The 13325-nt window shown below is 40.8% G+C and carries 9 protein-coding genes; 2 read left to right on the top strand and 7 right to left on the bottom strand.

Going from position 1 to position 13325, the window contains the following annotated elements; genetic code table 11:
* Window positions 1–9: 9 nt before the first annotated feature.
* Window positions 10–1350, top strand: coding sequence for a cytochrome P450 (locus tag QI031_RS06145; RefSeq protein ID WP_281484315.1), 1341 nt, complete (start codon window positions 10–12; stop codon window positions 1348–1350).
* Window positions 1351–1363: 13 nt separating this feature from the next.
* On the opposite strand, the gene QI031_RS06140 is transcribed toward QI031_RS06145, so the two are convergent.
* The 7 genes from QI031_RS06140 to QI031_RS06110 form a co-directional block, all read right to left on the bottom strand.
* The gene (locus QI031_RS06140; RefSeq protein ID WP_281484314.1) at window positions 1364–2143 is read right to left on the bottom strand and encodes a photosystem II electron transport protein, Sll1252 family; all 780 of its coding nucleotides are present in this window, start codon (window positions 2141–2143) and stop codon (window positions 1364–1366) included.
* Window positions 2144–2283: 140 nt separating this feature from the next.
* Complete coding sequence (locus tag QI031_RS06135; protein ID WP_281484313.1) at window positions 2284–2790, bottom strand: hypothetical protein; 507 nt, start codon at window positions 2788–2790, stop codon at window positions 2284–2286.
* Between the two features lie 165 nt (window positions 2791–2955).
* Window positions 2956–3333, bottom strand: coding sequence for a hypothetical protein (locus tag QI031_RS06130; RefSeq protein ID WP_281484312.1), 378 nt, complete (start codon window positions 3331–3333; stop codon window positions 2956–2958).
* Window positions 3334–3749: 416 nt separating this feature from the next.
* Complete coding sequence (locus QI031_RS06125; protein ID WP_281484311.1) at window positions 3750–6041, bottom strand: TolC family protein; 2292 nt, start codon at window positions 6039–6041, stop codon at window positions 3750–3752.
* A gap of 104 nt (window positions 6042–6145) precedes the next feature.
* Complete coding sequence (gene kaiC, locus QI031_RS06120; RefSeq protein ID WP_281484310.1) at window positions 6146–7705, bottom strand: circadian clock protein KaiC; 1560 nt, start codon at window positions 7703–7705, stop codon at window positions 6146–6148.
* An 81-nt stretch (window positions 7706–7786) separates the two neighbouring features.
* Window positions 7787–8101 carry a circadian clock protein KaiB gene (gene kaiB, locus QI031_RS06115; protein WP_214430437.1) on the bottom strand — a complete coding sequence of 105 codons (315 nt, stop codon included), beginning with the start codon at window positions 8099–8101 and terminating at the stop codon, window positions 7787–7789.
* 292 nt (window positions 8102–8393) lie between these two features.
* A complete protein-coding gene (locus QI031_RS06110) occupies window positions 8394–8705 on the bottom strand; it encodes a circadian clock protein KaiA (protein WP_281484309.1) in 312 nt (103 codons plus the stop codon).
* Between the two features lie 962 nt (window positions 8706–9667).
* Between QI031_RS06110 and QI031_RS06105 the strand changes: the two genes are divergently transcribed.
* On the top strand, window positions 9668–13057 hold the full coding sequence (locus QI031_RS06105) for an ATP-binding protein (RefSeq protein WP_281484308.1): 3390 nt from the start codon (window positions 9668–9670) through the stop codon (window positions 13055–13057).
* The last annotated feature ends 268 nt before the right edge of the window (window positions 13058–13325 follow it).

Below are 13325 nucleotides of genomic sequence, written 5' to 3'. Positions count from 1 at the left end.
ATTTTGGGTATGGCTAAAGATATATTCGAGTTACCAGCACCGTCGGTTAACTCTATCGTTGGACATCTATTTGAACTTGGAAAAGACCCATTAGGGTTTCTGACTAGTTGTCGTGACTATGGTGATATTGTTCCTTTGCAACTGGGGTTAACATCTAGTTGTTTAGTAACTAATCCTGAATATATAGAAGAAGTTCTCAAAAATCGCAATGATTTTATTAAAAGCCGAGGCTTACGCGCCTTAAAAAGCTTACTAGGAGAAGGGTTATTAAGTGCAGAAGGAGAATCTTGGTTTTGGCAACGTCGCCTTGCCCAACCGATATTTCACCAAAAACGAATTAATAACTATAGCGAAACAATGGTAGAGTACACCAACAAAATCCTGCAAACTTGGCAAGATGGTGAAACTCATGACATTCATGCAGATATGATGCAATTGACCCTGCAAATAGTTATGAAGTGCATATTTAGCGCTGACATAAATGCAGGAGAAGCACAAGTTGTTGCCAACGCATTAGATAGGGCAATGCAATGGTTTGAAAGCAAGCGGCGGCAGAATTTTCTAGTGTTGGAGTGGTTTCCAAGACCTGAAAACATCCGTTATCGTAATGCTATTGCCCAAATGGATGAGGCTATTTATAAACTGATTCAAGAACGTCGCAATAGTGAAGAAAAAACTAATGATTTGCTAACAATGTTAATGGAGGCTAAAGACGAAGAAACAGGCCAGCAGATGGATGATAAACTATTGCGGGATGAAGTTGCCACTTTAATGTTAGCAGGACATGAAACAACTGCTAATGCTTTATCTTGGACGTGGATGCTTTTGGCACAAAATCCTGAAGTGCGTGAAAAATTACAATCAGAACTTGATCAAGTTCTGCAAGGAAAGTTACCAACACTTGCAGATCTTGGGCAGTTAGATTATACACAGCAAATTGTTAAAGAATCAATGCGGCTATATCCTCCAGTTGCTCTGATGGGGCGGGAAGCAGCAGTAGATACCCAGATTGGCGATTACAAAATTCCCCAAGGCATGGCAATCATGATTAGCCAATGGGTAATGCATCGTCATCCCAAGTATTTTGAGAATCCTGAAGCTTTCCAACCAGAACGATGGACACAAGAATTTGAAAAGCATCTGCCTAAAGGAGTATATTTTCCTTTTGGGGATGGGCCAAGAATTTGTATTGGTAAAGGTTTTGCTCAAATGGAAGCGGCTTTGTTATTGGCGACGATCGCTCAACGCTTCCAAGTAGATTTAGTACCAGAACATCCAATCGTACCACAGCCTTCAATTACCTTACGTCCGGAAAACGGGCTGAAGGTGCAACTCAAGCAAATTGCCTAAAGCGATGGGAGTGTTACATATATCTTGTTAATTGAACTCGGTAACGTTCCTTTTTAGTAACAGCGATTTCCCCAACTTCTAAACGCCCTTTACCACGAATGGCGATTAAGTCACTTGATTTAACTTGAGAACTAGCTTGAGTAACTTCTTTCCAGTTGACACGGACATCACCGCTATCGATTAAATCAACCATTTTACTGCGGGACATGCCAAAACCAGCCGATGCGATCGCATCTAATCTTAAAGAAGCCTCTACAGTAGTTAATTCTTTTTTCTTGGGTTCTCGAACTTTTAACTCGTTGATCTCAATCGGCTGAGTTTTCACAGGAACCGATCGCACCTGTGTTAGGCTCATTGTCAAAAATTCTACTAATTCTGGGGCAACAATTGCTTGCGCTCCTCTTTCTCCTAAAACAATAATATCCCCTGTTTTTTCGCGGACAATTCCTGTTCCCAACATTGCGCCTAAAAAGTCGCGGTGAGTGGCGGTATCAAACAGAAAATTTCCGGCAATTTCTAAAGCAACAAGGCTGACTTGAGATTGATCTAAGGGTATTTCAGAACGAGCGATCGCTATTCTTTGACGTTCTGCTTGCGGATAACCGCCCCATGCTATTAATTCTACTTCTGTTAACCGACTAAACGCCCGCTGAATTTCTGCAAGTTCTGGCGGAGACAGAAAATCTGTCAAAACTACTTCCCAGGTTTTGATAGCTTGTTCTGCCTGATCAATTACACGAGCTACACTATCTCGATTTTCAACACCCTTTAAAAGTTCTTCTCGTGGTAACATTCTGAAAATTTATAAATTATGGAAAATAAATCAGCTAAAACTATAGCGTTTTTTATTTTAGTGAGGTGTATCTCGTTGAGATTAGGGACTAGGAGCTAGGGGCTAGGGACTAGAGATTATACTGCCTACACAAATTTTCGCTACACGCTAGTTGTATCAGCATAACCCTGAATATTTTCTGGATCAAACTGGCGCAATATTCGGGTTGCTTGCCGAGATAGAGTTTCAGAACCCTGAACAACAACGATGTATTTTCCTGCATCTAAGCGGTTGCGGTAAGGTAAAGCATCTCCACCACCCAAGACTAAACCAACTCCACCGCCAACAAATACACTACCCATCGCGCCACTGGCAGCGCCCAAAAGTCCGCCAATAACATGATTGCCAATTTCACCCGCCCAAGCAAAGGTGTCTAAACCAGTAATCACGCTGAATGTAAAACCTGCAAAAAATCCAAATGGGACTAGCCAAAATGCCATTAGCTGTACTTGCTTTTTAGCTTGCTCTTTGGGATCAATTAAGCCAAACTCGTCAGCAGTTTTGTATCCCCTACCCAAGATAGTACTATTTATACCTTCTTTTTCTAAGGCTAAGTAAGCAGCTTCGGCTTGGATGCGGTCTGGTAATACGGTAACAAGGTAATTCATTATTTAAAGATGGGGCATTGGGCATGGGGTACTTGTACTGAGTTTAGCCTGCGCGGCAGTTGAGCGAAGTCGAAACTCAACTACTGCGTAGTCGAAGTATTGGGCATTTTAAATATTGAGAGAATAAAACCTCGCGCTTTGCTTTTTTCAGCACTCGTTACTCTGTTATTTTAACGAATCCAATGGCTCACAAAAATTGTTTACACCTTGCTTAAGGATGTATATCACCATCGGCGTTGCTAAAGTTTTAGGAAACGTCGGCATTGTTTTGAGGTGTTCCATCATTTTTACAAGTGAACTATTAAGTAAGTCTTCCCGATATTCTTGTTCACAAATGACTGCACGCCATTTTCTAGCTAAAGCGTCTAACCACTCTGAATTTGTTCTTTCTGGTTTTTGTCCCGCCCGAATGGCTAGTGTCATTGCTGCATCTTCTAAATCTCCGTCGCAGTCCTCAATCAAGTCCAGTGCTTCCATAGCGATGGGATCATCTGTTAATTGAGAGCGAAATAGCGCAATTTCTCTTGATGTAACTTGAGTCATGAGTTTTGTACAAGCCAAGCATTTTGACACTCAGCTATTTATTGAGTGCGTGATATTAAGCCCACTTAATATTTATAATCCCAAAATTTCTACACCCCTGATACTATTTCACGAAATATTGATACAAATTACTTTTCTTACTCCCCCTGCCTCCGGTCACTGAGTTTCGACTACGCTCAACTGCCGCGTAGCCGAAGTGCTGCTTCCCCTGCTTGCCCAAATGTATCAACTTTAAAGTAAAACGGTATGAGTCCCTGTGTCAGTGGTAATTATAACTTGATTTGGATGTAGTCAGGCGATCGCGTCATAGTAGACACGAAGCATATTGATATTAGCCAGGGAATTGATTCCCTAGCTGTTTTTGGACTGGTACAAAACCTATGGATAGTCATTTTAGTATGAGTACTAATGACCAACTAAGGTAATGCTCTGGATGTAACAGATCTTTGTAACTGAGCTAAAGCACGGTTGTAATCCAAAATTGCCTGGATTCGGTTGCCTTCAGCTCTTGTCAAGTCATTTTCAGAGTTAATTACATCAGTTTGCGTACCTACACCAGCTTGGAATCGCAAACGCGCCAAACGTAAAGCTTCTCTAGCTTGTTCTAAAGCAGCATTAGCAGTTTGTACATTCTCCAAATTTGCTTGTTGGGTAGAAAAGGCTTGTTCTACTTGAAAACGAATTTGGTTGCGTTGTTCAGCAAATTGGGTTTCGGCAATTTCTGCGTTAGCTTTGGCTTGAGCTGCTCTGGCTCTTGCTGCTCCTCCATCGTACAAGTTCATGGTTGCCCTGACTCCCACGGAATAACCATCGGTGACACTGTTACTATCATCAAATTCGTCTAGCAGGTTGTAGCTAGCAACTAAACTTACTTGAGGCCCTAGCGCTGAAAGTGCTTCTCTTCGCTGTTGCTCATTAATATTGCGTTGTGCTAACTGCTGTTGTAGTTCTGGACGGTTTTGATAAGCCAGGACGATACTTTCTTCTAATGTTGGGTTCCAAAGACCAGCTAATTGTACAGGGTCTGCTGTACTGATATTCGCCGATTGTGCCAAACTTAATCGCGTCGCTAGCTGACGACGGGCAATTTGCTGCTGGGAGCGAGCATTAGTTAAGTCTTGTTGAGAATTAGCTAAATTAACTTGCGATCGCAGTACATCAAATCTAGTACCTACCCCAGCTCTCTCTAAAGCCTGAGCATCTCGTAAACTAGCTTGGGCATTCTCTACAGATGACTGGGCAATGCGTACTTGTTCGTCCCTTTGTTGCAGATTGTAGTAGTCAGTGGTGACATTGAGGCGGATTTCCTCAGATTGGTTTTCTACAGCCAACTCATTGAACCGTACCTGTTCTTCGGCCTGTTTGATGCTAGCTTGCCGTCTCCCAGAAGTGTAGAGATCATAACTTAGTTGTGCTTGACCATTAAAACCTGTACTGGCTTCATCTCCTGGCTGTGATATTCCTGTTTGCCGTTCTTGTTGTTCCCGCTGTAACTGAGCTCCAGCAGACTGACTGCGAGTAACATCAGCACTAACATTAAGACTAGGCAGCAAAGCAGCTTGTGCCTCACGTAGAGCCGCTTGACTACGTTCTAGCTCCAATAACGACACCTGTAAATCTCGGTTGTTGCGCCGTGCTAATTCTAAAGCCTGTAGCAAAGTAATCGGCTGATTTACCTGAAGCCTGACTTCCTCTGGTTTGGTGGGATACTGTAAGGGATTGGCATTGGGATTGAGATTATTAGGAATTGGCACACCATCAACAGGGGCAGGAGTCACTGTTCCTGGCTGATTGGGAATTAACTGTGAATCAGCAGGGGCAGGAGTCACTGTTCCTGGTTGATTAGGGGTTAACTGTGAATCAGCAGGGGCAGGAGTCACTGTTCCTGGCTGATTGGGAATTAACTGTGAATCAGCGGGGGCAGGAGTTACTGTTCCTGGCTGATTGGGGGTTAATTGTGAATCAGCAGGTGTAGTTGGTTCAGGAATATTGCTTTGAGCTATTTGTTTCCCAGTCAGACTGGAATGTTGACAGGCTCTTGAGGATAAAAGCAAAGTAGTCAAATTCGCCTTTTCCTGATAACAACTTTGTACCTCCAATAACTTTGCCGCCCCTACACCTCTAACAGCAGTTTGTAAAACTGTTGGCAACTGAGTTTCAAGATTTTTTTTAGGTAATACTGGCTGCCGTAAAGAAGACAAAGAAAAAGTTGTTTTTTCAACAGAATGGGTTTTTGAGGTAACAACAGGAACGACTATTGTCTTTGACTGTTGCTGATAAATACCTAAATTACTCTGTTTTTTATTGCTTGTAAAATGATTCTGCTTTAGCTGTTGATCAGGATTTACAGTAGATGTCAAACTAAAAAATCTACCTTCATCTTTCTCAGATATTTGCTCTACAGGTACACCAGTATTTCCTTTTAAAATTACTGGGTTACTGTTACTACTTAAAGACTTAGAACTGAGCTTAGTCAAACCGTTATCTGGTACTAAGTCAGGAAAATTGTTGCCCGTGGTATTTGGTAGTTGGGTATGAACAATATTGTCATCAACAAATGTTCGACTATCAACAGAAGTCAACACATCAGGAGAAGACGTTAGTTGTATACCACTTACCTTCATTTCCCCAGCCCAAGTCGGCTGGGTTGTTAATACCGCTGCTGTAACGCCAGGCAAAAAACTATGAAATAATTGTTGTCCTTTCACCGCATCCCCTCACACGACAATCAATCTAGCGGCAGAAAACCTTTCTTCACCACAGAATATAGCACGATACTAAATTTAGAAGAGAATATAGCACGATACAAAATCTAAGAATCAGAAGTCGATTTATCTTCAAAACGTCTAACTATACGAGAAAGTTCCGCCTTTTCATCAATACTCACGCGGGTAGGAGCGCCACTGACAATTCGTTCGTAATTACGGAAAGAATCTTTAATTTCGGGGCCGTCAGGCGTAATATTGTACTCACGGATACCTTTGTCATGCCACGAACCCCGCATTTTAAATACATTAATAGCCCGCGACATTTCCCCCCGAATTTCTACGTACTGTAACATCAAAATTGTGTCAGTGATTGTGGAAATATGGGAATCAGTGATTGAATGTGAACCCATAAATTGGTCAGTTGTATTAGTAAAAAAACCAGTTATTTCTTCTTGCTTAGCATAACCGGTAACTCCGATCACAAACTGCCTAAATGCATTATTGCTTACACCTCTTGCAAGTGCTGAAAGTGAATCAATGGCAATGCGAGCTGGCTTAAAGGATGCAATTTCTGATTTAATAATTTGTAAGTGATCTTCTAAACCAGTAGATTCAGGATATGTACAAATTATCTTGAGTAAACCTTGATGTTCTAACTCTTCAAAATCAATTCCCCAAGAAGAGGCGTTGCGAGACAATTGAGCGCGTGACTCTTCATAAGCAAACAATATTGCTCGTTCACCATTAATACAGCCATTTTGGATAAACTTGCTCACTAATAAGGTTTTACCTGTACCTGTGGCTCCTGTTGCTAAAATAATAGAATCTTTAAAGAAACCACCACCACACATTTCATCTAGGGTTTTGACTCCAGAAGATACGCGTACATTAGAAGACCTTTGAGTTAAGCGCATTGCTCCCAATGGGAAAATATTTACGCCTCCATTCGTAATTGTGAAAGGATACTCTCCTTTCATGTGAGTTGTACCCCGCAATTTGAGAACTTCCATTGTCCGACGACGACGTTCTCCTTCTAAAACGTTGCGTGCAATTACAACATTATCAGAAACAAATTCTTCCACCCCAAAAGAAGCGACAGAGCCGTATTCTTCATTACGTTCGGTTGTAATAATAGTAGTGACACTGAGCTGTTTAAGACGTGCAACTAAGCGAAAAATCTCTCGCCGCACTACTCCCATTGCTTCATATTGCTGAAATACTGCTGTGATGGAGTCAATAGAAACTCGTTTGGCTTTGTATTTACGAATGGCATACTGCAAGCGTTCGATGAGCGCTGAAAGGTCAAAATTACCGACTATATCTTGACCTTCTGGATCGGGAGAAGCATCTAAAATAAACAATTTACCTTCGTCGATTAAGCGTTGTAAATGCCAGCCAAAAATATGAGCATTTTTAATAATATCGCTAGGTGATTCTTCAAAAGTAACAAATACTCCTGATTCATCAAAATAAGTGATACCGTTGTAGAGAAACTGAAGAGATAATAAAGTTTTTCCTGTTCCAGAAGTGCCACTCACCAAGGTAGTTCTACCCATCGGTAAACCACCATGAGTAATATCATCAAAACCCTCTATCATTGTACGAATCTTTTCTACACCCCCGATTGGTGTAATCTTTTTTTCTGGTTGCTCGTTTTCGCTCATTGCTTCATGACAAGTAGATATTAAACTTAGGTTTTTCTGAATTTTAATTTAATAGTTGGTAATCTTTTTTTAAGGATTAATTTACTCTTCCCAATCTTCTTCACTCAACTCTTCATAAAGTAGATCTAATCCAATTAATACTCTTTCTCTGTCTGAAAGATCACCAATAATTTTGCGAACAGGAGGCGGCAAAATTTTAGATAATGTTGGTGTAGCTAATATTTTATCTTCTTCTGCTAGTTGCGGATTTTTTAACACATCTATTACTTTCAAAGCATAAACACCTTGAAACTCTTGTTCTAAAATGTTTTTAAGGATTTTTAATGCCCTCACAGAGTTAGGGGTGTTGCCTGCTACATAGAGCTTGAGAACATAGGTTTTTCTGGCTTTATTCATAAAGCTATGGGCTTGAGCATGAGAATGAAATTATAATATTATAATCAATGTGGATTTTAACAATAATCTAGCTTTAATTAACGCTGCGCGTGTCAGTGGTCAATTGTCAGTTGTTAGTTATTTTTTGGTTTAATATCCCTTCCCTTGATCGGTAGTTTTCACAAATCTTCTTGAAAAGTTGCTTTTTTTGGGTAAAACCCAAGACAGCATTTTTCGCTGTGCCGCTGACTACTGACTACTGAAAAAACTCCATTTTATTCCTTCATTTTTGACTATCTTTGACTATGATAGATTAGCTTTGTTTAGAAATTGAACACCTATATACTTCGCACAGGTGGGCTAAAACATCTATCAGTGTTAGACGGTAATCGAGTAACGTCTCATCACTCCTTCCTTCTAATTTTAACTGCTTAGAAAACTCTTCAATCAAGTCCATGTGAATTTCTATGATTTGTGGCACAGGAATATTAGCACAAAATACCACGTTGATAAATTTATCAATTTTTTTCTTCAGTGTTTTGTCTGTAGTAAAGTAATCTATAAGAATTTCGCGGTAATCTGATTTGAGTTGCCGTAATAATACGTCCTGATCAACTTGAGTCATTTGCTGAGAAACCTGCTGTGGTTTTTGCTCTTGGCAAGCAAATACATAGAAATATTTGTCAGAATATCTGTTGTCAGAATTTTATTGAGGTCTGGCTTTAAATACCTCAGTAAATGATAAATTCTTTCAGTGGTGGCAGTAACTAAAGGTAAAAGGTACAATTAGTCAATGGCGGATGTGCTAAAACTCCATATCTGCTCCTTGAACTTTGTTTGTAAGTTAATCTTGCTGGACAATCTAAAATTTTTTTTAAATTTGCTTGAAAAATCGATACGGGTAGTAATATCTATATACTTAAAGATATTTTGTCAATCACCCTAACCAAAATACTGGTAGGTAGAATAATAGGGGTAGTAAAGGAAACAGTAAGTGTGCAGTGAACTTATGGGTTCACTCCAAAAATTATCTGCGCCATGTTTTCGCTAAACCTGATTTAGTCAAAAAAACAACCGGGCGTAAGAAGTTAAGATTTAGGAGGTCATTAGATGGAAGATTAGTTTTAGAGTAGACATAACTTAATTTTGATTTGTATATGCATGTCCGTCTGAATCATAATTTTTTATTGCGCTCCTTAATAAGATACTTAAACGAACTTAAAGTATTGTCGCATTCTAAATCATTATAATTCCTCAAGGTTCTAAAGCGAATCTTTAGAGCCATAATTGTTTTAGCCGTTACTATCGATGAAGAATTTCAACATTAGTAGGATATTGGGTAAGAATGTTTCCCTAGAAATCTCAAGCGACAAAAGGAAACGCTGCCGCTTATAGAAACTAGCGGCTCAAACAAAAGTTGTCTGAAAGAATTAACCCAATGGTTTCAATGGTGTTGAAGCTTAAATAATAAAATCGCTTATATGAGTCTTCTTAAAGGTTATTGCTTCAGGCATCAACGCTACTCAGACTAAATCACTGATTAGTCAAGCCAGAGTCTACCACAGGAAGAGTGAACCCCGAAGCCCTATGTCAATGCTACATTACCCGCTTTATGACTTCTTAGCAACCGTACCTATCTGCTTAGAAACAACCACTCTAGCAGTGGTGCTGGAGATTTTTGATCAAGAGCAGTGCGATCGCTTGGTAGTAGTAAACCAACAACAATGCCCAGTTGGGTTGTTGTACTCTGCTTGTTTGAGCCAAAAATTATTGGCTGTAGCTAGTGAAAATCAATTTTTAAATTTACAACAGCCGTTGTCGACCTTAGGTCAAACTTTGATTGAGCCGATTCAGACATTGCCAGCAAATGATCGTCTAAAGCAATTTAATCTGCTTTTATCTGGACAATGCGCCTACATCAACAATAACTTAGATTGGGCATTAGTTGATATAGATGGCAAATTTTTAGGACTATTGGATAGTAAACGCCTTTTGAGATTATTGGCTCAAGAAAAAGCTGTAAACAGTGTTGGAGGAAATGTTTACTCTAATGCCGAGAGATCGTCTAGGAGTGGTGAGCAAGAATATAAATATGTAAACACTGCTAACAAAAAGAATACAGGGTTAAAAACTCAACGGCGATCGCCCAGGAATAATCCTCGTCAACCTTCGGTACATAAACCACTAATGCAGTTATTAGAGCGACTACCTTGGCCTCTAATGTTACAAACAGGTAGTGGTGAAGTGGTAATGCAAAATCCGGCTTGGTGGCAGCAACTAGGAGTACTCAAAGATCCCGAAGGAGTGCGGCAACAAGTAGAGGCCATACTAGCTCCTGTCTTACTCGTCCAGCCAGAATACGTCCACCAAATAGCTAAAGGTAATGAACAAGGGCGCGAAGAGCAATCCTTACCACTAAAACTTCATCCTGGAGAACATACCTTATCTGTCAGGAATGAAGCCCTAATATCTTCATCAGTCGCAACACCACTGATCAATGACCTTGAACAGCCTGCACCCACAGCCAGTGCATCACGATGTTTTTTAGATGGACAAGTGGGTACTTGTACCTGTGTTGTCGAGGTGCAAAATGGTCAAGAGCGAATTTGGCAATTTGCCAAAATTCCCTTAGATAGTCCAGAGTTGAAAGTCTTAAGTAATGATTCAGAGATTTTACTCAGCCCTCAAGACTCAGTGGCTAATACTGACTTGTGGTTAGTTTTAGCTACTGATGTCACCGAACAGCAACAGCTTTGTAAAGAATTAGCAGCGAAGAATGCTGATCTTGTGCAACTAAATCGGTTAAAGGATGAGTTTTTATCTTGTATCAGCCATGAACTGAAAACGCCCTTAACCGCTGTTTTAGGATTATCACGCTTGTTGGTTGATCAGCAATTGGGAGAACTCAACGAACGTCAAGCTCGTTATGCCGGATTAATTCATCAAAGCGGACGACACTTAATGAGTGTGGTCAACGACATTTTAGATTTGACCCGCATGGAAACTGGACAGATGGACTTGACTCCTGTACCAGTGAAAATTCGCTCAGTGTGCGATCGCGCCCTCTTGGAAGCAAAAGCGATTCACACTCAAACTACCAAAGCCACACCCAATAATCAACCTCCAGCAGAAAGTTCGTCATCTCCCGAATTTACTCTAACGATTGAACCAGATTTAGACCAAATCGTAGCGGATGAATTACGCTTACGCCAGATGCTAGTACACTTGCTTTCCAACGCTTTTAAATTCACCGAAACATCAGGTGAAATTGGTTTGCGCGTTAATCGTTGGGAAGGTTGGATTGCTTTTACAATCTGGGATACAGGGATTGGTATCCCTGAACATCAACAACATTTAATCTTCCAAAAATTTCAACAACTGGAAAACCCTCTTACCCGTCAGTTTGAAGGTACTGGTTTGGGACTAGTTTTAACTAGGGCGCTAGCGCGTCTGCATGGAGGTGATGTTAGTTTCTTATCTCGTGAAGGTAAAGGTAGCCAATTTACACTACTTTTACCACCTAGTCCCCCAACAACAGGCTTCACTGAAGCAGAAGTAAGAACACGAACTGAGGGGGAAACACGCAATACCAAGCAAGGAGTTGTTACCTCAGCACATCAGCGCATCACCACCGCCATACAGCATCATCCTCCTTGCTCACAACGGTTAGTCTTAGTGGTTGAAGCAGTAGCTAGATATATTGAAGATTTAACCGAGCAACTCAAAGGTTTAGGTTATCGCGTAGTTATTGCGCGCTCAGGAACAGAGGCAGTAGAAAAAGCCCGACGTTTACAACCACAGGCTATCTTCTTGAATCCCTTGTTACCTCTGTTGTCTGGGTGGGATGTGCTGACCTTACTTAAATCTGATGCTGCAACTCGCCATATTCCTGTGATGGTGACAGCAACCGGAGCTGAAAAAGACCAAGCTTACGCTAACCAAGCTGATGGTTTTTTGAACTTGCCAGTAGAGCATCAAGCCTTAGAGCCACTTCTCAAAGAATTGTGTAAGCCACCAGTCATTCAAGAACCAGGAGTAGACAGTAGCGAAATCACCTCTACAACAAACCCATTACGGATTCTAAGATTAGTGAATCCGGCATTGGAATCAATCAGTCCTCGTCCTTCACTGCGAGAACATCGGGTGATAGAAGTAGATGACTTAGATCAGGCAGAACTATTAGCACGAGTTTGGCAATTTGATGTCATTTTACTGGATTTAGAAAGTTCTTTAGCCCAAACTTACCTAAAACAGTTGACTCAGCACCCGCGATTAGCTGAACTTCCCCTAGTAACTTGCGATGTCGCAACTACCCTAGCAGCTTCCCAAATACCTGAACTGTCCGTGTTTCCTTGCTTAACACCTCTTGATCAAGACAACAGCACTCGCAATGGTAAACCAGATGCTTTATTGTCAGTACTGCAAATTGCCTCTGGTGTTTGTTATCCGCCCAGCATCTTAGTAGTGGATTTAACAATGTTGCGCGACTTACCGCAAATCAGACGTAAACAGGTGAAGAATTATCGCACAGCTAAAAATTCCTCACTTAGTAGTCAAACCGTCGAACGGGGTTCTGAATGGTTCCAAGCTTTAGTTCAGTACCTGCAAACAGCTGGCTTAAAAGCCGCAATGGGAAACTGTTGGGCAGAAGTATTGCAACAAATTCGTCACCAAAGCGTTGACTTGCTGCTGATTTGTTTAGGAGAATCATCTATCCAAAAAGAAGCGCTCAAAGTACTGAAAACCTTGGCAGATTCACCTTTCGATTTACCGCCAATTGTGGTGATAGATCAAAGATTAAATAGCATTGAGATGACTTCATTACCGGACAAGTCAAGAAAGAGTGCCTCTGAGTCTGTAGAAACTGTTGTTGGTGCGATCGCTACCCAAATTTTACCTCGCTCGATTTCAATGGAAGACTTATTAAGTCATATCAATCAAGCTTTAGCTGTGAAAGGTCAGTATGGAAAAGTTTAAACAGTCATAGATATTCAAGCTTTAATAATGACTTTAGTTTTTTGTGTCTAATGGTTGCGAACAACCTCGACAACAACAGACAATCGTATTATGATGCTAACAAGATTTTTTGGCAGGGCAAAGCACGGGCGAAAACCCCCCACCTCCCGCCAAATCCACAGAACCTTGACAAATTAATAGTTTCAGCGGTTAAAGTACTAATAAAGAGCTATTTATAAATGCCGGAAACGGACTTTTTAAGTAGACCTGCCAAAAATGCCGATAGGAC

Source organism: Halotia branconii CENA392, from assembly GCF_029953635.1.
Taxonomy (GTDB): Bacteria; Cyanobacteriota; Cyanobacteriia; order Cyanobacteriales; family Nostocaceae; genus Halotia; species Halotia branconii.
Note: the sequence above shows the minus strand (reverse complement) of the source record. Positions and strands in the feature narration are given on the sequence as shown.

Excerpts from the sequence above, each read along its gene's own strand:
- QI031_RS06145 (WP_281484315.1), top strand. The coding sequence starts at position 10 with ATGGCTAAAGATATATTCGAGTTACCAGCACCGTCGGTTAACTCTATC.
- QI031_RS06140 (WP_281484314.1), bottom strand. The coding sequence starts at position 2,143 with ATGTTACCACGAGAAGAACTTTTAAAGGGTGTTGAAAATCGAGATAGT.
- QI031_RS06135 (WP_281484313.1), bottom strand. The coding sequence starts at position 2,790 with ATGAATTACCTTGTTACCGTATTACCAGACCGCATCCAAGCCGAAGCT.
- QI031_RS06130 (WP_281484312.1), bottom strand. The coding sequence starts at position 3,333 with ATGACTCAAGTTACATCAAGAGAAATTGCGCTATTTCGCTCTCAATTA.
- kaiC (WP_281484310.1), bottom strand. The coding sequence starts at position 7,705 with ATGAGCGAAAACGAGCAACCAGAAAAAAAGATTACACCAATCGGGGGT.
- kaiB (WP_214430437.1), bottom strand. The coding sequence starts at position 8,101 with ATGAATAAAGCCAGAAAAACCTATGTTCTCAAGCTCTATGTAGCAGGC.
- QI031_RS06110 (WP_281484309.1), bottom strand. The coding sequence starts at position 8,705 with ATGACTCAAGTTGATCAGGACGTATTATTACGGCAACTCAAATCAGAT.
- QI031_RS06105 (WP_281484308.1), top strand. The coding sequence starts at position 9,668 with ATGTCAATGCTACATTACCCGCTTTATGACTTCTTAGCAACCGTACCT.